The organism is Bradyrhizobium tropiciagri (genome assembly GCF_018130545.1).
GTDB classification, from domain to species: Bacteria; Pseudomonadota; Alphaproteobacteria; order Rhizobiales; family Xanthobacteraceae; genus Bradyrhizobium; species Bradyrhizobium tropiciagri_A.
The window spans coordinates 1172105-1194521 of the sequence record NZ_JAFCKF010000002.1 but is presented as its reverse complement, the minus strand read 5'-3'; the positions used below and the strand labels follow the sequence as shown (position 1 = coordinate 1194521).

Annotated in this window: 19 protein-coding genes; 8 read left to right on the top strand and 11 right to left on the bottom strand. The window is 64.4% G+C overall.

The features are described from left to right. The first annotated feature begins 162 nt into the window (after positions 1-162). Complete coding sequence (locus JQ616_RS12325) at positions 163-690, top strand: carboxymuconolactone decarboxylase family protein (RefSeq protein WP_212014630.1); 528 nt, start codon at positions 163-165, stop codon at positions 688-690. A gap of 181 nt (positions 691-871) precedes the next feature. On the opposite strand, the gene glsA is transcribed toward JQ616_RS12325, so the two are convergent. Both glsA and JQ616_RS12315 read right to left on the bottom strand, forming a co-directional pair. Next, on the bottom strand, positions 872-2731 hold the full coding sequence (glsA, locus tag JQ616_RS12320) for a glutaminase A (RefSeq protein WP_212014628.1): 1860 nt from the start codon (positions 2729-2731) through the stop codon (positions 872-874). A 282-nt stretch (positions 2732-3013) separates the two neighbouring features. After that, positions 3014-3235 carry an acetyl-CoA carboxylase biotin carboxyl carrier protein subunit gene (locus JQ616_RS12315; RefSeq protein ID WP_212014625.1) on the bottom strand — a complete coding sequence of 74 codons (222 nt, stop codon included), beginning with the start codon at positions 3233-3235 and terminating at the stop codon, positions 3014-3016. Between the two features lie 130 nt (positions 3236-3365). Here JQ616_RS12315 and JQ616_RS12310 point away from each other — a divergent pair, with 130 nt between their 5' ends. Both JQ616_RS12310 and JQ616_RS12305 read left to right on the top strand, forming a co-directional pair. After that, the gene (locus JQ616_RS12310; RefSeq protein WP_212014623.1) at positions 3366-4340 is read left to right on the top strand and encodes an IclR family transcriptional regulator; all 975 of its coding nucleotides are present in this window, start codon (positions 3366-3368) and stop codon (positions 4338-4340) included. Continuing rightward, a complete protein-coding gene (locus JQ616_RS12305) occupies positions 4270-5829 on the top strand; it encodes an acyl-CoA carboxylase subunit beta (RefSeq protein WP_212014621.1) in 1560 nt (519 codons plus the stop codon). Before JQ616_RS12310 ends, JQ616_RS12305 begins: the two co-directional genes overlap by 71 nt. Before the next feature lie 128 nt (positions 5830-5957). On the opposite strand, the gene JQ616_RS12300 is transcribed toward JQ616_RS12305, so the two are convergent. Further along, complete coding sequence (locus tag JQ616_RS12300) at positions 5958-7121, bottom strand: patatin-like phospholipase family protein (RefSeq protein WP_212014619.1); 1164 nt, start codon at positions 7119-7121, stop codon at positions 5958-5960. Between the two features lie 260 nt (positions 7122-7381). Here JQ616_RS12300 and JQ616_RS12295 point away from each other — a divergent pair, with 260 nt between their 5' ends. Beyond that, on the top strand, positions 7382-8167 hold the full coding sequence (locus JQ616_RS12295; protein WP_212014617.1) for an acetoacetate decarboxylase: 786 nt from the start codon (positions 7382-7384) through the stop codon (positions 8165-8167). 35 nt (positions 8168-8202) lie between these two features. On the opposite strand, the gene JQ616_RS12290 is transcribed toward JQ616_RS12295, so the two are convergent. From JQ616_RS12290 to JQ616_RS12280, 3 genes are all read right to left on the bottom strand, one after another. Further along, entirely contained in the window at positions 8203-9507 is a 1305-nt protein-coding gene (locus tag JQ616_RS12290; RefSeq protein WP_212014615.1) for an MFS transporter, read from the bottom strand. Between the two features lie 135 nt (positions 9508-9642). Beyond that, entirely contained in the window at positions 9643-10839 is a 1197-nt protein-coding gene (locus JQ616_RS12285; RefSeq protein WP_212014613.1) for an acetyl-CoA C-acyltransferase, read from the bottom strand. 425 nt (positions 10840-11264) lie between these two features. Then, a complete protein-coding gene (locus JQ616_RS12280; RefSeq protein ID WP_212014611.1) occupies positions 11265-11432 on the bottom strand; it encodes a hypothetical protein in 168 nt (55 codons plus the stop codon). A 278-nt stretch (positions 11433-11710) separates the two neighbouring features. Here JQ616_RS12280 and JQ616_RS12275 point away from each other — a divergent pair, with 278 nt between their 5' ends. Next, positions 11711-12970: an MFS transporter gene (locus JQ616_RS12275; RefSeq protein ID WP_212014609.1), complete on the top strand. Its 1260-nt coding sequence runs from the start codon at positions 11711-11713 to the stop codon at positions 12968-12970. Continuing rightward, a complete protein-coding gene (locus tag JQ616_RS12270; protein WP_349629987.1) occupies positions 12937-14520 on the top strand; it encodes a sensor histidine kinase in 1584 nt (527 codons plus the stop codon). Before JQ616_RS12275 ends, JQ616_RS12270 begins: the two co-directional genes overlap by 34 nt. Positions 14521-14553: 33 nt before the next feature. Here JQ616_RS12270 and JQ616_RS12265 read toward each other — a convergent pair whose 3' ends face one another. The 3 genes from JQ616_RS12265 to JQ616_RS12255 form a co-directional block, all read right to left on the bottom strand. Next, a complete protein-coding gene (locus JQ616_RS12265; RefSeq protein WP_212014607.1) occupies positions 14554-16833 on the bottom strand; it encodes an FdhF/YdeP family oxidoreductase in 2280 nt (759 codons plus the stop codon). A gap of 198 nt (positions 16834-17031) precedes the next feature. Further along, complete coding sequence (locus JQ616_RS12260; protein WP_212014605.1) at positions 17032-17625, bottom strand: DUF1349 domain-containing protein; 594 nt, start codon at positions 17623-17625, stop codon at positions 17032-17034. 72 nt (positions 17626-17697) lie between these two features. Continuing rightward, positions 17698-18468 carry an enoyl-CoA hydratase gene (locus JQ616_RS12255; RefSeq protein ID WP_212014603.1) on the bottom strand — a complete coding sequence of 257 codons (771 nt, stop codon included), beginning with the start codon at positions 18466-18468 and terminating at the stop codon, positions 17698-17700. Positions 18469-18602: 134 nt separating this feature from the next. Between JQ616_RS12255 and JQ616_RS12250 the strand changes: the two genes are divergently transcribed. Then, a complete protein-coding gene (locus JQ616_RS12250; protein WP_212014601.1) occupies positions 18603-19139 on the top strand; it encodes a PaaI family thioesterase in 537 nt (178 codons plus the stop codon). Between the two features lie 74 nt (positions 19140-19213). Next, complete coding sequence (locus JQ616_RS12245) at positions 19214-19822, top strand: TetR/AcrR family transcriptional regulator (RefSeq protein WP_212014599.1); 609 nt, start codon at positions 19214-19216, stop codon at positions 19820-19822. 153 nt (positions 19823-19975) lie between these two features. On the opposite strand, the gene JQ616_RS12240 is transcribed toward JQ616_RS12245, so the two are convergent. After that, positions 19976-20485, bottom strand: a complete 510-nt coding sequence (locus JQ616_RS12240) for a ParB N-terminal domain-containing protein (protein ID WP_212014598.1) — start codon at positions 20483-20485, stop codon at positions 19976-19978. Between the two features lie 254 nt (positions 20486-20739). Continuing rightward, entirely contained in the window at positions 20740-22302 is a 1563-nt protein-coding gene (locus JQ616_RS12235; protein ID WP_212014597.1) for a winged helix-turn-helix domain-containing tetratricopeptide repeat protein, read from the bottom strand. Positions 22303-22417: the final 115 nt, after the last annotated feature.

Here is a 22417-nt window from a genome sequence, read left to right as displayed (position 1 = left end):
CGTCGAGTATTCGCTTTGATGAGTCCCCACTCAGCGAATATCGACTGTGTCAGGGTTGTCTTTGAATGCGGCGGCAATTTGACTCGGGCGTGTTGCTCCTGCGACGGCCGGCAGATACTGTTTCGAACCCGACAGAAACGACAGCAAGATCAAGGTTAGGAAATGGCCCGCATCGACTACTCCGATCCCGCGAAGGCAAGCCCGCGCACCCGCGAGATCCTCGACAAGAACCGCAACGCCAACATCTTCCGCATGATGGCGCATTCGCCGAGCTATTTTGAGCAGTACTGCCGGCTCGGCGGCGCGATCCGCCACAAGGGCGAGCTCGATCCCATCGTGCGCGAGCTCGCGATCACGCGCACCGGCATTCTCTGCGAGGCGCCTTACGAGATCGTCGCGCACAAGCGCATCGGCAAGAATGTCGGCGTCACCGACGAGCAGAACGCAGCGCTGGATAACTGGCAGTCCGCGACCTGCTTCAATGAGGTGCAGCGCGCGGCGCTGACCTTCACCGACGAGATCGTCAAGCTCAAGAAGCCGACCGACGCGACCTTCAAGGCGATCGCGGCGGTGCTAACGCCAGGCGCGCTGATCGAGCTGCAGCTCTCGGTCGGCTTCTACATCATGACGTCGAAGTTTCTCGAGACGTTTGAGATCGACATGCAGCCAGTCACGGAAGTGGTGAGCTAGGCTCGAATCTTTTCTTCGCCTCGCCCCGCGCGCGGGGAGAGGCCGGAGCGCATGCAGCGAAGCGGAATGCGCTCCGGGTGAGGGGGAGTCTCCGCGAATTCGACTTTGAGTTTTCCTGCGGAAGCAGCCCCTCACCCCGGCCCTCTCCCCGCAAGAGCGGGGCGAGGGGGAAGACTGGCATCTAACCCGACGTCAGTAGGTCCACCTTCGCATTTGCCACGATCAGCCGATCGGCGAGGATCTGCGCGAGGTTGCGCATGATGCGCTCGCCGGCGCGCGGGTGCTGCACGCGGAAGCGCTCGAAATCTGTGATCGCTACCTCATAGGCGGTGGCCGACATGTCGGCGAGGACGTCCGCCGAACGCTTCGGCTCCAACAGCGCCATCTCGCCGAATGCCATGCCGGCGGTCAGTGTCGCGAGGCGGATGCCGTCGGGCAGGGTGACGTGGACGACGCCGCTGCGCAGGAAGAACAGCGTGGTCGCCTCGCTGCCCGCGGCGACGATCTTCTCGTTCGGCTGGTAGGTCCTGACCGTGCAGAGCGCGGCAAGATCGGCGATCTCAGCCTCGCTCAATCCGGCGAGCAGCGGTTGCTCGGAGAGTTCGGTCGTTTCCAGGAAATCAATCGACCCGCCATAGCGGTAGACGATCTGGTCTTCCGCCCACTCGATCGCGGCGTCGAGCAGGTAGAAATCCCTGATGTTGCCGAGCCGCTTGGTCCACTCGCTGATCGTGGTCCATTCACGCGAGGTCCGCTTGATGCCGGACAGGATCACGGTGACGCCGAGCTCGGCCAGTTCCTGGAAGGCCTCCGCCACCAGCCGGGCACCAGCGCGGGTCGTCGCGGTGACGCGGCGCAAATCGAAGATCACGAACTCCGGTCGCGGGCTGCCGGCGAGGCGGCGCGAGACATAGTCGACATTGGAGAGCGACAGCGTGCCGACCAGCTCGATCACGCGCACTTCCTGAAAGTGCTTGGCCAGGATCTCCTGCTCCTGCGGCCGGCGCACCCGCCGCGACGGGTTCTTGCCGATATTGTAGTCGGCGATGATGCTGTGGCGGGCGTCGTCGCTGCGATTGAGCATATGCAGGTCGTAATGCGCCGACAGCGTCTCGCACACCTTGATGCCGCGCACGCTGTTGCCGTGCTTGTCGAGCTTTGGCGAGTAGCTGCCGAGCCCGAGCCGCGCGGGCAGCGCCGCCAGGATGCCGCCGCCGACCCCGCTCTTGGCGGGGATGCCGACGCGGTAGATCCATTCGCCGGCGTAGTCGTACATGCCTGACGAGGTCATCACCGACAGCGTGCGCGCGATCGCGTAGGGCGTCACCACTTGCTCGCCGGTCAGCGGATTGATGCCGCGGTTGGCCAGCGTCGCCGCCATCACTGCGGTGTCGCGCGCGGTGACGAGGATGGCACATTGCCGGAAGTAGACGTCGAGCACCGCAGGCACGTTCTCGGTGATCACGCTGTTGGTGCGCAAGAGATAGCCGATCGCCCGGTTGCGGTCGCCGGTCGCGCTCTCGGAGGCGTAGACCGCCTCGTCGACATCGAGCTCACGGCCGGCGAAGCGGCCTAGCGCCTGGCGAATATAATCGAATGCGACGTCGCCCTTGTCGGCATGGAGCAGGCCGGAGCAGGCGATCGCGCCGGCATTGACCATCGCGTTGAACGGATGGTTGTCGGCGTTGAGCCGGATCGAATTGAAGGGGTCGCCGGACGGTTCGACACCGATCACGCTTTCCACCCGCTCGGCGCCCAACGTGTCCAGCGCCAGCGCGAACACGAACGGCTTCGACATCGACTGGATGGTGAAGGGCACCCTGGTGTCGCCGACCTCGTAGACATGGCCGTCGAGCGTCGCCAGGCTGATGCCGAAATGGGCAGGGTCAGCCTTGCCGAGCTCTGGGATGTAGTCCGCAACCGCGCCGGCGGCCTCCGGGAGGAAATCTGCGTAGCAAGTGTGCAGAAACCGCAGCAGCGGCGGCTGCGAGCGGGCCCAGTTGACGGTGCTGGCGGTGACGGGAGGAGGCGATTGTTTCATCGCCTCCTGTTGTGCAACGCAATCAGGGCGCGCGCAACCGAGCGTCCGTCGTCGTCAGCCGTGCGGTGGAGCCGTACAGGCGCCGGCCGTTGGCTGCCGGTTTTCGAACAGATGTTCACAAAACGAGCGGTTGCTCGGCAAATGTATCGCTATACGAAACTTTACGGCCGATAATGTTTCGAAAGCGAAATAGCATGCGACGCGTGCGACTCCCAAAGGAGCCGCCGTCCATCACATGAGATCTGGGAATTTGGTCCGCGCCGAGCGGCACGACGGTGGCGCTCAGGTCTCGACGACCGCGACGGCCTGGCCCTCGGCGATGACATCGTCAATCTTGACCAGAATCGACTTGATTTTGCCTGCTGCCGTCGATGTGACCGGGATCTCCATCTTCATCGCCTCGACGAACGCGATCTCGTCGCCGTCGCCGATATTGCTGCCGGCTTCAACGGGAAGCGCGCAAACGCGGCCGGCAACTTCGGTCACAATCTTGATCTCTGGCATTCCACTCTCCGATACCGTCTTGCGGAAATTTCATCCGGCGAACGGCTTTTTGTTGTGGCGGCAGATTGCCTGAGGTAGCTTCATCTGCAAGTGGAATTTTATTCCGCATGACGGAATGGAGCCAAACGAAATGGGACGGCGCTCGGAACGGCTAAGTAGGCAGGGAATGCTCGCCAGCGAGACTGGCGATGACGATGTCATCCAGGTGGTGTCGCGCGCCTTCGATGTGTTGCGGTGCTTCGAGGGACATGAGGCGCGGCTCGGCAACCTCGAAATCTCGAACCGCTGCGGCCTGCCGCGTTCGACGGTATCGCGCTTGACGCACACGCTGACGCGGATGGGACAGCTGGTCTATCTGCCGCGCGACCAGAAATACCGGATCGGTCCGAGCGCGGTCGCGATGAGCACCACGATGATGAAGGGATTGCAGCTCCGCAATCTGATCCGGCTGCGCCTGCAGGATGTCGCCGATCAATTGCCCGGCACCGTGGGCTTCGTGATCCCCGACCGCTTCCATCTGGTCTATCTGGAGTTCGCCCGCGCGGCGAACGCGCTGGGCCTGCATGAGGCGACCGGCAGCCGCATCTCCATGGCGACCACCGCCGCCGGCCACGCCTATACCGCCGCGCTCGATCCCGCGATCGGCGACGCGCTGATCGCAGAGATGGAGGGCGAATTGCCCGAGGGCGCCAAGATGCTGACGCCGCGCATCGCCGCCAACCGCCGTCATTTGCAGGAGCACGGCTACGTCGTCGCCTGCGGCCTGTGGAGCCCGCACATCAACGGCGTCGCGGTGCCGCTGTGGTCGCCGCAATACCAGACCTATGTGGTCACCACGATCGGCCTGCTTTCGGCGATGTATGACGAGGCGCGACTGCATCGCGAGGTCGCGCCGCAGATGGTCGAGCTCGCCGCCGCGCTCGGCAGCCTGCTCGAAGGCGCCGACGGCGACATCTTCAGCAATCGGATCGAGCGCAAGTCGCTGCCGGTGACCACCCATAACAATAACAAAATCATCAAGACGGGAGCAGTGAATGAACTGGAAGCCGGAACTCGACGACCTCGCCCGGCGCGAAGCGTTCGCGCGGGAGATGGGAGGCGTTGACAAGGTCAAGCGGCAACGCGACCAGGGCCGGCTCACCGTTCGTGAGCGCATCGACAAGCTCGTCGACGAGAGCAGCTTTCACGAGGTCGGTGCCATCTCCGGCATCGCAGAATACGACGAGAGCAACGAACTCAAGCATCTGACGCCGGCCAACTGCGTGTTCGGCCGCGCCAGGGTCGACGGCCGCACCGTCGTCGTGGTCGGCGACGACTTCACCGTGCGCGGCGGCTCGGCCGATGCATCGATCTCCGCCAAGCCGTTGATGGCGGAGGAGATGGCGCATGACTTCCGGCTGCCGATCGTGCGCGTGATCGAAGGGTCCGGCGGCGGCGGCTCGGTGAAGACGATCGAGACCAGGGGCGCGGCCAATCTGCCCGGCGGCGTCGGTGGCACGCGCTGGTACTGGTACACGACCGCCAATCTGGCGCGTGTGCCGGTGGTGGGTCTCGGGCTCGGCTCGGTCGCGGGTTTAGGCGCTGCGCGGCTCGCGGCCACGCATTACTCGATCATGACCAAGAGCTCCGCGATGTTCGTCGCCGGCCCGCCGGTGGTGAAGCGCCTGGGGCAGGATCTGACCAAGCAGGAACTCGGCGGCGCCGACATCCAGACCCGCGCCGGCGCGATCGACCAGGCCGTCGAGACCGAGGAGGAGGCGTTCGACTACGCGCGGCGTTTCCTGTCCTATCTGCCGTCGTCGGTCTACGATTTGCCGCCGACCATTCCCTGCACCGACGATCCCGAACGCGCCGAAGAGTCGCTTCTGAAAGCGGTGCCGCGCAATCGCAAGCAGGTCTACAAGATGCGGCCGATCATCGAGGCCGTCGTCGACAAGGGCTCGTTCTTCGAGGTCGCCGCCAATTTCGGTCGCCCTGTCATCACGGGCCTGGCGCGGATCGAGGGCAGGGCGGTGCTGCTACTCGCCAGCGATCCCTTCCACTATGGCGGCTCGTGGACTGCGGACGCCTGCCAAAAGGTGGTGCGTTGGGTCGATTTCGCCGAGACCTTCCATCTGCCGGTGGTCTATCTGATGGACTGCCCCGGCTTCATGATCGGGCTCGAGGCCGAGAAGTCGGCTACCATTCGCCACGGCGTGCGGGCGATGGCGGCGGTCAACCAGAGCACGGTGCCATGGTGCACCATCATCATCCGCAACGCCTTCGGTGTTGCCGGCGTGGTGCATCAACCGGCCAACCGGTTCTCGATGCGGTACGCCTGGCCGTCGGCCTATTGGGGCTCGCTGCCGCTCGAGGGCGGCATCGAGGCCGCCTATCGCGCCGAGATCGATGCGGCCGCCGATCCCGCCGCCAAGCTGCGCGAGATCGAGGATCGCCTCAACAAGCTGCGCTCGCCGTTCCGGTCGGCCGAGAAGTTCTGGGTCGAGGAGGTGATCGATCCGCGCAAGACGCGCTCGCTGCTCTGCGAGTTCGCCCGTCTCGCCGAGCCGGTCCGCACCGCCGGGCCGCCGCGCAACATGTCGACGCGGCCGTAAGGGCTTCGCCGCCGACTCAATCCGTCATGCGCGGGCTTGACCCGCGCATCCATCGTCCGCAGCAGCGGACGAGTGAGTCATGCGAAGCGGATGGACTGCCGGGTCGAGCCCGGCAATGACGACCTTATCTACTCGCTCTCCCGATGCACGTCGTGGATCACGATGCCCATGCCGTTCTCGGGCATCTTGATCCAGTCGCGGCGCTTCAGCGAGCGCTTGGTGTCTTCGTGTCCGCTCGCCCAGTGCTCGCGCATCGAGGTGCCGGAGAATTCGTGGTCCTTGGCGTCGCCCTCATAGGCCTTCTGCTGATAGATCAGCTGCAGCAGCGTGATCCCGGGCAGCCGGCTGTTCGCCTTCTTGAGCTGGCGCTCCTCTTCCGACAGGTGATCGTCGGGGATCTTTCCGAGTGCGTTGTGCAGGGCGGTGCGCAGATTGTAGGTCTTGCGGTAGACGTCGGTGTTGTAGCGGGTGCGCGACGAATACATGATGTCCTTGTGCCGGGCCATGACGTCCTGGATGTCGCGCGGCAGCGCGCCGCGCGCCGAGAACAGGTCGACCTGGAACACCAGCGAGTTCATGCTGTCTTCCTGGTCGAGCAGATGCTGCAGCGGCGTGTTGGAGACGATGCCGCCGTCCCAGAAATGATCGGTGCCGACCTTTATCATCGGCAGCGCCGGCGGCAATGCACCGCTCGCCATGATGTGCTCGGGGATGATCTCGTCATGGGCGTTGTCGAAATAGATGAAGTTGCCCGAGAGCACGTTCACCGCGCCGACCGCGAAGCGCATCTTCTTGGAATTGATGCGATCGAAATCGACCAGCTCCAGCAGTGACTCACGCAGCGGTGTGGTGTCGTAATAGCTGGTCGCGGTGCGCGCCCCGGCCGGGCTGAGCCACGGATTGGTCTGATGCGGGGTGAAGAAGCCGGGCTGCCCCAGCGTCGTCGTCAGCCATGAGCTGGTGAAGTTGCGCGCCTTGCGGAAGATGTCGCCGTCCGGCGTGTAGTGCCAGATCTTGCGGCTGGTGATGCGGTCCCAGAAGGTGTGCAGCCGCTCCAGCCGCCTCTCGGGCGGATTGCCGGCGATGATCGCCGAATTGATCGCGCCGATCGAGACGCCGCAGACCCAGTCGGGCTCGATATTGGATTCATGCAGCGCCTGGTAGACGCCGGCCTGATAGGCCCCGAGCGCGCCACCGCCTTGCAGGACCAGGGCGACGCGATCGCATCCCTCCGGACGCCAGCCGGGCGTCGCGTGCTCGATGTCGTCCAAATGAGGGGTCCGCGCGTCCATCTCAGACACTCCAAAAATTTTCGGCGAGAATTCAGGGCGCCGATGACGCCGTGATGACAATTGCGGCGCCCGCGCGTGGCGCATCCGGCATGGCTGCCTGCATGGTTAGCATTGGCCTCCTCGGCGTCGAGGCAGGTCACGCGGGCTCACCGAAGCTATGTAGGCGTCACCGAGTCATGCACCTGACGGAAATCCCTCACATCGCTGTCAATCTCGGCCGCTAGCGTCCGTGCAAACTTTGCCAACAGGGGGTTATTGCGATGCGCAGGGAAGATCTGTTCAAGCTTCCGTCGATGCCGGCCGCCGGTCCGAGTTATCCCGCCGGTCCGTACCGTTTCATCGATCGCGAATTCCTGGTCATCACCTATGAGACCGAGCCGGAGCTGATCCGCGCCGCGCTGCCTGAGCCGCTGGAGCCGGTCGAGCAGGCGATCGTGCATTACGAGTGGATCAAGATGCCCGACAGCTCCGGCTTCGGCAGCTACACCGAGTCCGGCCTCGTGATCCCCGCACGCCTGCACGGCGAGGACGTCAACTTCGTCTGCCAGATGTATCTCGACGATGATCCGCCGATCGCGGCCGGCCGCGAGATCTGGGGCTTTCCGAAGAAGTACGCCCACCCCAAGCTCGAGATCGTCAAGGACACGCTGACCGGCACGCTGGAATATGCCGGCCAGCTCGTTGCGATGGGCACGATGGGCTACAAGCACGAGAGCATGGCGGGCAATGGCGACGCCACCCGTGCGACGCTGTCGAAGACGCAGATCAATCTGAAGATGATCCCCGGCGTCGATGGTCATCTCGAGATCTGCCAGCTGGTCGCGATCAACCTCACCGACATCAACGTCAAGGGCTCGTGGATCGGACCGGGCCGGCTGCATCTGGTGCCGCACGTCAATGCGCCGGTCGCAGACTTCCCGGTCAAGCGCGTCGTCGGCGCGCACCATTACATCGCCGACCTGACGCTGCCGTTCGGCCGCGTCGTGCACGACTACAACAATGAAGCCGCCGAGGCGGCGGCGCCGACCGGCCTTGCGGCCGAGTAGGCTGTCGCCGACATGGACCGCGGCAGGCAGCGGCCTCAGGCCGCCGCCGGCTTCGGCTCGGCCACCGGCTTCGGTTGCAGCCGCGCGATTGCCAGCGTCATCAGCGCGGCGAAGACGCACAGCGCGCCGGCGATGAAGAACGCCGGCAGATAGCTCTGATAGATCGTGCGTGACAGGCCGGCCCCAAACGCGGCGGCGCCGGCGCCGAGTTGGTGGCCGGCAAAGATCCAGCCGAACACCAGATTGGCGCGCTCGGCGCCGAAGCGCTGCGCGGTGAGGCGCACCGTCGGCGGCACGGTCGCGATCCAGTCGAGGCCGTAGAACATCGCAAACAGGGACAGGCCGTAGAAGGTGAAGTCGGAGTACGGCAAATACAGCAGCGACAGGCCGCGCAGCCCGTAATACCAGAACAGCAGGTAGCGGTTGTCGTAGCGATCCGAGAGCCAACCCGAAATGATGGTGCCGAAGAAATCGAAGATGCCCATCGCGGCGAGCAGGCTCGCGGCCTGCACTTGCGGGATGCCGAAATCGAGGCACATCGGGATCAGGTGAACCTGGACCAGGCCATTGGTCGAGGCGCCGCAGACGAAGAACGTCGCGAACAGGATCCAGAACACCGGCGACTTCGAGGAATCGCGCAGCGTGCCGAGCGCGGCCGCCATGATCGGCGCATTGGCCGGCGGCGGGGCGGGAAGCGGCGCGGTGCCCTGGTCGCCGAACGGACGCAGGCCGACGTCGCTCGGGCGATCACGCATTAACATCAGCACGGCAAAGGCGGCGATGCCGAGCATGACGCAGACGAATCCAAGCGCGACGCGCCAGCCATAACGCTCGGTGATTGTCGCGAGCAGCGGCAGGAAGGCGAGCTGTCCGGTCGCGACGCTTGCGGTGAGCATCCCGATCACGAGGCCGCGTCGCGCCACGAACCAGCGGGTGGCAATGGTCGCGCCCAGCACCAGCGCGGTCATGCCGGTGCCGATCCCGATCACGACGCCCCACAGCGCGATCAGCTGCCAGACCTGCGACATGGCGAGCGAGGCCAACAGGCCGGAGACCACGATCAGTTGCGCCGCCAGCGTCACGTTGCGCAGGCCGTAGCGGTTCATCAGTGCGGCGGCGAACGGCGCCATCAGCCCGAACAGGATGAAGCGGATCGACAGCGCCGAGGAGATCTCCGCGGTGGACCAGCCGAATTCTTTCTGCAGGGGAATGATGAAGACGCCGGGCGCGCCGACGGTGCCGGCCGAGATCAGCGCAGCGAGGAAGGTGACGGCAACCATCACCCAGCCGTAATGGATGTTGCGGCGGGCGAGGGCGGAAGCAAGCCAATTCGAGATCATTGGGTTCCAGATCAATTACGGTGAAAGCTTTGCGTGATGCGCAATATGGCACGAGGGAGCTACGTCTAAAATGACATAGTTCCCTCGTTTTCAGACTCGACGTTGCGGCGTCTTGGCGGGCCGTGGCGCTTCTTGTCAGTGCGTGACGCGCTCGACCGCGATTGCGGTAGCCTCGCCGCCACCGATGCACAGCGCGGCGACGCCACGCTTCAAATTCTGTGCCTCCAGCGCGTGCAGCAGCGTCACGATCAGCCGCGCGCCGGTGGCGCCAATGGGGTGGCCGAGCGCACAGGCGCCGCCATTGATGTTGAGCCGGTCACGCGGGATGCCGAGGTCACGCTGCGCCGCCATCGCGACCACCGCGAACGCCTCGTTGATCTCGAACAGATCGACGTCGCCGACGCTCCAGCCGACCTTGTCGAGCAGTTTTCTGATCGCCGGGATCGGCGCCGTGGTGAACCATTGCGGCTCCTGGCTGTGGGTGGCGTGGCCCTTGATCTCGGCCAGGACAGGCAGTCCATCGCGGTCGGCGAGCGAGCGTCGCGCCAGGATCAGCGCAGCGGCACCGTCGGCATTGGCCGAGGAGGCGGCCGGCGTGATGGTGCCGTTGGCGCGGAACGCCGGTTTCAGGCCGGGGATCTTTGCGGGATCGACCTTCAGCGGATGCTCGTCATTGGCGACGATGCGCGGGCCGGCCTTCTCGGCGAGCGTGATCGGCGCGATCTCGGCCTTGAAGGCGCCGCTCTCGACCGCCTTCCGGGCGCGGCTCAGCGTCTCCATCGCGAACGCGTCCTGGTCGGCGCGGGTGAACTGGTAGGCCTCCGCGGTAGCCTCGCCGAAATCGCCCATCGAGCGGCCGGTCTCGTAGGCGTCCTCGAGCCCGTCCATCATCATGTGGTCGATGATGCGGTCATGCCCGGCGCGATAGCCGCCGCGCGCCTTCGGCAGCAGATACGGCGCGTTGCTCATGCTTTCCATGCCGCCGGACAGCACGATCTCGGCTGAGCCGGCCTTGATGATGTCGTGGGCCAGCATGGTCGCCTTCATGCCGGACCCGCAGACCTTGTTGACTGTGGTGGCGCCGGTCGCATCCGGCAGCTTGGCGCCGCGCGCGGCCTGGCGGGCAGGGGCCTGGCCCTGGCCGGCGGGCAGCACATTGCCCATGAACACCTCGTCGATCCGCTCGGGCGCGAGTTTTGCGCGCTCCAGCGCCGCGCCGATCACGTGCGAGCCGAGCTTGTGGGCTGCGAGCGGCGAGAGTTCGCCCATAAAGCGGCCGAGCGGGGTGCGGGCGGCGGAGAGGATGACGACGGGATCGGTGCTGGTTGCCATGGCAGGATTCCCTTCAATGCCGGTGGTTTTATTGGATTATATGCATCATATGATGCGATGCAAAAAATGCAACTGTGACGCCCATGACAAAATGTCGTGTTCGCATGAGTCGGCGAAGGGGCGCCGCCGGCGCACCGTCAATCCCGCTGTCGTCCCGGCGAGGGCCGGGACCCATAACCACCGCATTCATTGTGAACGAGATTGTGGCCTCGGCGTCGCGCGACAATTGAGATTTGGGGTAGTGGGTCCCGGCCTTCGCCGGAACGACAATGAGGATGGTTCTCGATTCAAGACGTCAAACACGCGGTGTCATCACCCGCGAAAGCGGGTGATGACAGTATTCCAGAGGCAGCAATGCTTGAGCCGAGAGGTCCCGGCGTACTGGATCGCCCGGTCGAGCCGGCGATGACAGATGAGGATGAAGCCTAATCCGACCGCCAGGCACCTAACAAAAATCGTCGCTTCGGCGCGGAGCCGGCCTGCTTCTGCACATCGGGCAAATCGATGGCGTACCGCTTCATCGCCAGCTTGATTGCGATCCCGATGATCACAAACGGCGTCACGTAGATCGCGAAAACTTCGAAGGCTGTCATGTGATCCTCCGCGGTTTCGAACCGGCATAATAGCACAATCACGCGGCGGGGGGGCGGCCGCTCCGGAGGCCGCGTTGGGCCAGCCCGGGTGGGCAGTGCAGCACGCCGCCGCCGATCCCGCCGCGCATGGCCGCATGCGGCGGCTTCGATTGACACCGACTCCGCCGGCGCTACGCTGCCGGAACAGCCATATTTCCCAATAGAATCAAGATCTGGAATCAAGACCCCAGAAGAACCAAGAAAAGGGCAGGACACGCCGTGACACGCGTCATCGCGTCGTGAGCGGGACCGCGCGGACCTCCGCGCTCGCGCCATTTCGCATCCGCAGCTATCGCTTCCAATGGCCATCCGACCTGCTCACCTCGTGGGCGTTCGAGGTCGAGACTCTGGTGCTCGGCTGGTACGTCATGGTCGAGACCGGTTCGGTCTTGCTGCTGACCGTGCTCGCCTCGCTGCAATATGTCGGGACGCTGGTGGCACCCGTGGTCGGCATGATCGGCGACCGCATGGGGCATCGCGATCTGCTCGCCGTGATGCGCTTTGCCTACACGGCGCTCGCCGGCACCCTCATGACGCTGGCGCTCTCAGGTCATCTGGCGCCGCTGAACGTCATGATCATCGTCGCGATCATGGGGCTGATCCGCCCGTCGGACCTCGGCGTGCGCGGGGCGCTGCTCGCCGACATCATGCCGCCGGAGCAACTGGTCGGCGCCATCAGCCTGGCGCGTACCACGCAGGACTCAGCGCGGATCGCAGGTGCGCTGACCGGGGCCGGATTGTTCGCGGCGCTCGGCATCGGCTATGTCTATGTCGGGATCGCCAGCTTCTATTTCGCCGCCGCCATCCTGATGCTGTGCATGAACCGTCCGAAGTCGCACGGCACGGTGGATCAGGCGGCGATCGACCTGCCAGGCTCAAAACTGCTGCGCGACCTCAAGGAGGGCATCGTCTATGCCTGGAGCGGCCCGGGCATGCGCGCTGCGCTGTGCGTCGCGTTCCTCGCCAACCTCACTGCGTTCCCGCTGACCAACGGTCTGCTGCCCTATGTGGCGCGCGACATCTTCCATACCGACCAGACCGGCCTCGGCTATCTCTCGGCGAGCTTTGCATTCGGCTCGCTGATCGGCTCGATCACGCTCAGCATGGCCGGCGGCGTGCGCATCGCGCGGCTGCTGATCGGCGCAACGCTCGCTTGGTACGCGATGCTCCTGGTATTCGTCGAGCTCCGGACCATGCCGGTGGCGATGGCGTGTTTGCTGCTCGCCGGCATCGCGCAGAGCATGTCGATGATCTCGGCCGCCGTGATGCTGATGCGCAATGCCAGCGCGCATCTGCGCGGCCGCGTGATGGGGGTGCGGATGATGGTGATCTACGGCCTGCCGCTCGGCCTGCTGGCGGCCGGCAGTCTGATCGACCTGATCGGCTACACCGCGACCGGCACGCTGCTCGCCGCCGCCGGCTTCATGGCGATGCTGGCGATTGCGGTGCACTGGCGGGCCGATTTGTGGCCGACGCATGCGCCGGCGAACGCAAGGTAAAGGGGGCGCGGCGCGATGCCGCGCCTTGGCTGAGATTGCGCCAAAAGGACGCGACAGCGTGGCCAAGCTGTCGTAGATCATTCTCCGCGCTGCAATTTTTCAATGCTAAGATTTTCATCAACCTTTTTGATAGCGGAATGCTCGGCCTTTTGACCCGCTTTGGACTGCGCTTCGACGATATCGTCGAGGAGCGCCGGTTCGTAGACCAATATGTACGGGGGAATATCGGCTGGACGCAGGTGGCGATGCTGCTCGGCGCGTTTACCTATGCCGGATATGCGTTCTGGGATTGGGTGCTCTATTCCGAGGTCGTGTCGACCACGCTGGCGATCCGCGGCGGGGTCGCCGTGCTGGTCCTGCTGCCGCTCACCGCCTTGCTCTCGGTGCCCACCATGAAGTCGTGGGCCGAGACGATCTTTCTGGTCTATTGCGTTGTTCCAGGCTGCGTGCTGCCGAGCGTCTACCTGGTTCTGCCCTCGGGATTCACCTATGCGGCACCCGGCGTGATGATGGTGATCCTGTTCGTCTCGACCATGCTGCCGCTGCGGATCGGGCCGCTGGCCGTGTTCTGTCTCACGACATGGATTGCCTTGTGCATCGCTGAATCGCTCGGGCCGGCTTTGCCGCCGGGGCTGCGCTTCATCAATCATTCCCTCGTCCTCAACGCCTATGCTCTGTCGCTTTATGCCGTCGCCGCCCGCGAGTTCCGCGCGCGCCGGCAATTTCGAACGGCGCAGGCGCTGAGGCAGGAAAAGGAGCGCTCGGAAGCCTCACTGCGCGATCTGCATGCGACGCAATCACAGCTCGTGCAAGCCGAGAAGCTAGCCTCGCTCGGGCAGCTCGTCGCCGGTGTGGCGCATGAGGTCAGTACGCCGCTTGGCCTGGCGTTGACCACGTCGACGACCATGGAAGCCGACCTTCGCGCGATGAGCGAGGCGTTGAAAGGCACCGCCATCCGCCGTTCCGACCTGACAAAGGGCATTGCACGGATCGAGAACGGCGTTCGACTGACCTCGGAAAACCTGCATCGCGCATCCGAGATGGTCCACAGCTTCAAGCAGGTCGCGATCCATCAAGCCGATGAGGAGCGTCATACGTTCGAGCTCGGCGGCTGGTTGTCCGAGTTGCTCTCGAAGCTCGGGCCATTGCTTTCGCGGCAGGGATTGATCGTCGAAGTCAAATGCCCTCAAGGCATCATTCTCAACAGTTATCCCGGCGCGCTGGCGCAGGTGATCAGTAGTCTCGCGTTCAACGCGGCGGCGCATGCCTATCCCGATGGCGGAGGCGGGCGGTTCACCGTGACGGTAACCCAGCCGGATCAGGCGCTCGCGCGGATTGCGTGCGCCGACCAGGGCGTCGGCATCCGCGAAGATTTGCAGGCGCGGGTGTTCGACCCGTTTTTCACGACGGGGCGGGAGCGAGGCAATATCGGCCTCGGCCTGCACATCGCTTTCAACACCGTCGTATCGTCGTTGAGCGGCCGGATCGCGCTGGAGAGCGAGCCAGGTCGCGGCACCCTCGTGTTGATCGAGATACCCGTCTCGAACTGAGCGCGCCGCATTCGCACAGCGCCCGAGCGGATATCACGCCGCCTGGGCCGCCCGCCGAATATGCACCGGCACCGATTTGTACGACGGCGTGCCGCTTTCCTTGTCCTGATAGTCGAGCGGCACCAGGCCGTTGGCTTCCGGATAGTAGGCGGCGACCGAGCCGCGGGCGATGTCGTAAGCGATCGCCGTCAGGGTGAGGCGACGCGGTTGGCCCGAGGGCAGCGCGGTCTCGATCTCGACGAGGTCGCCATGGGCAAGTCCGCGCTCGGCGAGATCGGCTGCATTGGTGAACAGCACGTCGCGTCGGCCGAACACGCCGCGATAGCGATCGTTCAACCCGTAGATCGTGGTGTTGTACTGATCGTGGCTGCGGATGGTGGCGAGCTTGAGCACGCTCTTGTCGGTCAGGACGGGATCTTCCTCGAGGCCCTTGAAGATCAGGAATTCGGCCTTGCCCGACGGCGTGGTCCATTTGCGCTCGGTTGGCGGCAGTGGCAGGCGGAAGCCGCCGGGAATCCGGATCCGCGCGTTGTAATCCTTGAAGTCGGGGAACACGCCCTCGATGGCGTCGCGGATGCGGTCGTAATCGGCGATCAGATCGGTCCATGGCACCTTGCTCGCCGGTAAGGTCGCCATCGCCATGCCGGCGACGATCGCCGATTCCGAGAGCAGATTTTCCGAGGCCGGGGTCAGCTTGCCGCGCGAGGCGTGCACCATCGACATCGAATCCTCGACGGTGACGACCTGCGGCCCCGAAGCCTGGATGTCCTGCTCGGTGCGGCCCAGCACCGGCAGGATGATCGACTGCTTGCCGGTCAGGAGATGCGAGCGGTTCAGCTTGGTGCCGAGATGGACGGCGAGCTCAAGCTTGCGCATCGCGGCGGTGCAACGTTCGGGGTCGGGCAGCGCAATGGCAAAATTGCCGCCGAGGCAGATCAGCACCTTCGAGCGTCCGTCGTCGATCGCCTCCATCGCAGCGACCGCGTCATGGCCGTGATGGCGCGGCGGCTTGAAGCCGAAGGTGCGCTCGATGCCCTCGAACATTGGGATGTTGGGTTTTTCGGTGATGCCGACGGTGCGGTTGCCCTGCACGTTGGAGTGGCCGCGCAGCGGGCAGATGCCGGCGCCGGGCTTGCCGTAATTGCCCTTCAGCAGCAGCAGGTTTGCGATCTGCTGCACATTGTCGGTGCCGCGCATGTGCTGGGTGATGCCCATGCCGTAGGTGACGATGGTGGCGTTGGATTTGGCGTAGGCGGCGGCGACCTCGCTGAGCTGGGTGCGGCTGAAACCGGAGACGGTCTCGATCTTATCCCACGGTGTCGCGCGCAGATCGGCCGCGAACGCGTCAAAGCCGTTGGTGTGCTCGGCGATGAAGGCGTGGTCGAGCACGTCGTGGCTTGCGTCGTCCTTCTCGATCAGTGCCTTCATGACGCCCTTCAGCACGGCGGCGTCGGCGCCGACCTTGGGCTGGTAATAGGTCGAGGCGATCCGCGTCGAGCCGAGCGTGGCCATCTCGATCGGGTCCTGCGGATCGGCGAAGCGCTCCAGCGCGCGCTCACGCAAGGGATTGAACACGATGATCGGCACGCCGCGGCGCGAGACCTCCCACAAGGTGCCCATCATGCGCGGATGGTTGGTGCCGGGATTGTGCCCCATCGCAATGATCAGCTCGCAATGGTCGAAATCGTCCAGCGACACCGTGCCCTTGCCGATGCCGATCGATTGCGGCAGGCCGACGCTGGTCGCCTCGTGGCACATGTTGGAGCAGTCGGGGAAATTGTTGCTGCCGTATTCGCGCGCGAAGATCTGGAACAGGAACGCGGCCTCGTTCGAGGCGCGGCCGGAGGTGTAGAACTCAGCCATGTCAGGATCGGGCAGGCTGCGGAGCGTCTCGCCGATCCGTGCGAAGGCGTTGTCCCAGGAGATCGGCTGGTAGGTGTCGCTCGCGGCATCGTAGGCGAGGGGCTCGGTCAGCCGTCCCTCGTTTTCGAGATGAAAGTCGCTCCAGCCGAGCAGCTCGGTGACGGTGTGGGCCGCAAAGAACTCTGGCGTGACGCGCTTGCTGGTCGCCTCCCAGGTCACGGCCTTGGCGCCGTTCTCGCAGAACTGGAAGGTGGAGGTGTGCTCCTTGTCCGGCCAGGCGCAGCCCGGACAATCGAATCCGTCGGGCTTGTTGGTCCGCAACAGCGTGATCGGCGCCTCGACCAGATCCATCTGGTCGCGCACCGCGATCGCGGTGGCCTTGAGGGCACCCCAGCCGCCGGCCGGAGCATCATAGGGGCGGATACCGGGAACGTCGCGCTTTTGGACCATATGTCCTCCTGCTGCTCTTGAGTTCTGACCCCGTGCGTTTGTCCCGATAGCGATTGTTGTTTGATCGTAGATTTGGCAGGACAGCGCTCCGATCGACGTTCTCGATGTGAAGCCTCTGTCCCGCGATACAGCCTAGACTAATGAGCCGGTGGGTGCGGTCAACAGTCTGTCAATTCGGATGGAGACCAAGATCGGCCTTTAACTGAGATCGTGCAGATCCTTGCCGAGCGGTGGCGTCAGCCGGAACGCGGAGAAGCTGACCTCAAGTCCGGCTCGCTCGGGCGTGCATGCCATCGGGCCCACCAGATAGGAACTGGCCTTCGGGAATGGCGCGAGCCGCATCAGTGGCCAAAGCTCGCCGTCCGCTGAAACCTGCAGGCGCAACACGCCATTCGAAACCGTTACGCGCAGCCGGAAGTCGCGGGCGTCGTGCGCGTAGGGGGCCGTGGTCCAATCCGATTGGCCGCGGGTCAACACGCTCGACAGCATCGCGTGGCCGTCGGAGAACTCGATCCCGGCCTTGACCCAGTGCTGCGCGTCGACCCGCACCATGATGCCGGCTTGATCGTAGAGCGCCGCGAACTTGCCCTGGATGCGCAATTCCGCGGTGAAGGCGCCGGCGGTCGGGAAGCCTAAAAAATGCCCGCTATCGCGCGTGAAGCCGTAATGCGTCTCGCGCCAGAAATCGGTGGCGTTGCCGGTGGCGACACGGAGGCTGTCGCCGTCCGCAGTCCAGCGTTCCGGCTCGTTGAGCCACACGCCGTCGCGCCTGCCGAAGATCGGATCGTTCATGGCGGACCTCGATTGACGTCAGCGTAGCCCGGACGGAGCGAAGCGCAATCCGGGCTACGAGATCTCAGACGCTTACCGCTTCCGATCGAGAAATCCCTGCAACAGCCGCTGCGGCTCGCCGGTCTGGAAGGATTTTCCGAACACGCCGACGCTGAGGTTGACCGACTCGGTCAGCGGCAGCTCTTCCCACTGCCGCAGCAGGTCTTTCTGGATGCGCAGCGCTTCGGGGCCGCATTCCAGCAGCGCCTTCACCGTGTGCTCGACCGCCTCATCGAGGCCACCGGGTTTTGCCACGGTGTCGACGAGACCCCAGGCGAGCGCGGTTGGCGCATCGATGTTTTCCGCGGTCATCATCAGCCAGCGGGCGCGGCCCCAGCCGATCAGCCGCGGCAAGAGCGCTGCGTGGATCACCGAGGGGATCCCGACGCGCACCTCGGGCATGCCGAACATCGCGTCATGCGCCGCGACCCGGACGTCGCAGGCAGCGGCGACTTCGAGACCGCCGCCGAGGCACCAGCCGGGCAGGCGGGCGATCACCGGCGCCGGGAATTTGCGCACGGCCTCGCAGAGATCGCGCAGCCGGCTGATGAACGCTTCGGCGGATGTCTGGTCGAGCGTCGCCATCTCCTTGATGTCGGCGCCGCCGATCATGCTGCGCTCGCTTTCGCCGGCCAGGATCACCGCGCGGACGCTGCGGTCGGCGGCGAGATGCTCAAAGCCTTCGCGCACGCCGTTGGTCACGGCTGAACTGACGATGTTCAGCTTGCCGGCGTTGCAGATCGTGAGGCGGACGACGCCTCTGGAGTCGCGGTCGATGCCGCAGTGGGGATTGAGCATGTCCATGGAAATCGTCCCGGCGCAGGAATTGATCGCGCCATGTCCCGGACAAAGCATGCCTCTGTCAAGGCGCTGGCACCGTGGTTGCGCCGCGCGGCGCTGACATATAGAATTATATTGATCATATAAATGGAGCCGTCATGACCGCTGCCGAGACCACTGATCTTCATTCGCCCGATCTCAAGCGCACGCGCGTGGTGGAATGGCAGGCGCCGGGGCCGGTGGCGAAGGCGGCGCTGCCGATGTCCGGGATCGCGGCGATGCGCGCGATCCGCGACGGCCATCTGCCGCCGCCGCCGATGGCCAAACTGATCGGCTTCCGCGTGGCCGCGGTCGAGGAAGGGCGCATCGTGATGGAACTCGAGGCGCATGAGAGCCTCGAGAACACCATCGGCCTGCTGCACGGCGCGACCGCCGCGGCGCTCCTCGATACCGCGATGGGCTGCGCGATCTCGACCCTGCTGCCGGCGGGGCAGACATCGGTGACGCTCGACCTGAAGCTGACCTATCTGCGCCCGCTCTCGGCGCGCTCCGGAACCATCGCGGCCGAGGGCAAGGTGATCAAGCTTGGCCGCCAGACCAGCTACACCGAGGGCTTGGTCCGCGATGGCAAGGGCAATCTTGCGGTGCACGCGACCGCGACATTTTCCATGCTGGGCGCGGAACCCCAGCGCTGAATAAGACGAAATAAATGCAGCGCCGTGGCTGCAAATCTGCTATTATATGATTGGAAACATTCCATGAGAGCGGCATGCGCTATTCGAAAGAGCATAAGCAGGAGACCCACGCGCGGATCGTGAAGCGGGCTGCGACGCGGCTGCGCGAGAAGGGCGCCCATGGCATCGGCGTCGCCGACCTGATGAAGGACGCGGGCCTCACCCATGGCGGCTTCTACGCGCATTTCGATTCGCGCGAGGCGCTGGTGATCGAGGCCTTCAACTACGCGATGGACCGCGCCAACGAGCGCTGGCGGAAGGTGACCGCGGAGGTGCCGCCGGAGAAGCGGCTGGCGACCATCGTCGACGGCTACCTGTCGGCTGTTCATCGCGATGAGCCCGGCCAGGGCTGCGCGGTGCCGGCGCTCGGCGCCGAGATCGCCCGGGAGAGCCCGAAGACCCGCAAGGCCTTTGCCCTCAAGCTCGACCAGATGATCGACATGATCACCGACCAGATTCAGGACGTGCCGCGCAAGACCGCCCGCAAGCAGGCGATGGCCGCTCTCGCGACCATGATGGGCACCATCGTGATGTCGCGGATCGCGGGTAACGGCGAAATGTCCGACGAGATCCTGAGCGCAGGCCGCGAGGCGGTGCTCGGTCGGCCGGCGGTGGCGAAGAAGCCGCGTGCCAAAGCGAACTAGGGGAGTTCCTGCGACGAGGCGCTGGATCTCCCCGGTTGAGTTTTCGTCCGCGACGAAGGCATGAGGCCCCCTTTGGACGGCCTCAGCGCTGCGAGGCCTTCGGAGTAATGGCCCATTGCATGCTCGCTCCGACTTTGATGGCCGAGGCTGCAGTCAATAGCGACCACCATCGCGCTTCTGTTGTGTGAGCCATTCCGACAGGGTCCTCGTTTTCGATCGTGGATCGACCGACGACCCTCGTCCGGTGCTCGTTCCGGAACGAGCCGACCGAAGCTTGGCTGATTGAGTTTCGATTGCGTCTGCGGAGGCGGAGGATCTCTCGGCAGCTTCTTTTTCGAGGCGCAGCTTCTTCAATCGCGCCATCTTGTCCCGCTCGGCCTCGGCTTCAGCTCCGTCGGACAACAGCGCCTTGTGGTGAGCGGTCTCGCCTGAACCCCTGACTCCGAGAATGGTTGTCTCGCCAAGCGCCTTGCAGGCCTCGAGCCGATGCAATCCCTCGAGTAAAACGAGGCGGCCCTCATCGGGCCGAACGAGAATGGGGACTTGTTGCCCAACTTCCAGAATACTCGCCGCGACTTCCTGAACGAGCTCAGGCCTCAGCGTTTTCCGCTTCTTGACGGGCACGTAAATCTGATCGATTGGAAGACTTTCCGGGTCGGGCACAGTGTTACTCCCTACTCAGGATCCGTCCAAAATACGGTTTAAGGATGAAGCGCCGCGCCGCCAAGGCATTTCTCAAACCAAGGCATTTCCCAAGCTGAGCCCGATGGCCCAGCGCCAGTCAGGTCGTCCCGCAGAACAGCGGGCACTCGGCTTCCACGGTTTCGTAGATGTAATCCGCCACAGCGCTGATGAGGGCGAGGTCCTTGCTGTCGGCGTGCACCGGTTGCAGCTCGGGACGGGTTGCAACCTCCCGATCAGTCCGGGAGCCCCGCTTTGCGAAGACCCTTGGCAAAACGGGCAACATCCTCCGCCCGTTGAAAGGGTGCCAGATCTTCCAGGTTGGAGATGCTTAGATCGGGATTGCGTTCGCGGGCACGAGCGATGCCTTTCCGTGCTGGTTCAAGGCGTCCGGCGAGCGCATTGCAGGCGGCGGACATGCAGATTGCCAGCAGGAAATCCGGGTTGTCCCGCAACGCCTTGTCGGCCCATGACGACGCCGCATCATAGCGGCCCGAGAGAAAGTGAGCATACGACACCGCCGCGTGTACACTGTAGTTCGACGGATCGACCGGGCTCAGGCGCATCGCTCGCGCCGTGTAGTCAAGGACGAGGTCGGGCTCACCTCTAAAAATCCTCACCCAGGCACCAATATTCCAAGCTTGCGCCAAGTTCGGATTGATCGCCAGCCCGCGATCCACGAATTCAATGGCGTCATCGAAATCATGGGCGATGAAGGCAAGCACATACGCACCCATACACATCGCTGCCGGGTCATCTGTTCCCAGATGCACCGCTTTCCACCCTAGCCGCGTCGCTTCGGCAGTTTCCTGCTCACGATCGATCATCCAGCGACGCGCTTTGCGCTGGATGTAGCACCACCCGGCCATGCCATAGGCGCACGCCAGACTGGGGTCGAGCTGAATCGCCTTGCAAAAGAGCTCGAGCGCTTCGCCGTTCGCTTCCCTGGTCCAGCGACGAACGATCGCCAACCCGCGCAGGTAATAGTCGTATGCATCCAGATTTTCGGTTGGTTTGCGCCTGGCTCGCCTGATTTCCTCGCGCTGCAGCATGGGCGCGATCGCGCCCACCACCGTGGAGGTCACCTGGTCCTGCAGATCGAAGATATCCTTGAGCGCACCATCAAAGCGGTCTGCCCAGAGATGCGCTCCGGTCTCGGCATCGATCAACTGACCGGCGATCCGAATGCGATTTCCGGCCTTGCGCACGCTCCCTTCGAGGACATAGCGCACCGCGAGTTCCCGGCCGACCCGCTTGATGTCCACGGGCCGGCCCTTGTAGGTGAAGCTCGAATTACGCGCGATCACAAGCAGCCAGCGAAACCGCGACAGCGCCATCGTGATCTCTTCCACGACACCGTCGGCGAAATACTCCTGTTCCGGGTCGGCACTCAGGTTCTGGAAGGGCAGCACGGCAATCGACGGCTTGTCGGGAAGCGCGACACTGGGCTGTCGCGGTTCTGTCGGGGCGGCGTCCATTGCCGGGGCCCGTTCTTCCCGGACCGCACCGATGAACCGGAAACCCTTACGGGGTAGCGTCTTGATGAGGCGCTGCTCCTCGCCGGAATCGCCGATTGCGTTCCGTACCGCGTTGAAGCGTGTGGTCAGGGCTGCTTCGGATACGGCACGCCCATTCCAGATCGCCTCGATGACATCGTCCTTGCTGACGACACGCTCCCTGTTGCGGATCAGGAAGACGAGCAGGTCGAATACCTGTGGCGCAATCGAGACCATGCCCGTCCCGCGATGCAACTCGCGCCGGTCCATGTCGAGTGCGTACTCCTCGAAGAGATAGCGCAAGCTGCGAATCCCTTGGGTGTGCCTCTGATGAGAGCGTCAGGAGGCGCTTTGGCACTGCGTCCAGCGTCAAGAATAAGCGGCCGGTGAGGAAAATGTAAGCCGCCCGTGAAGCGCG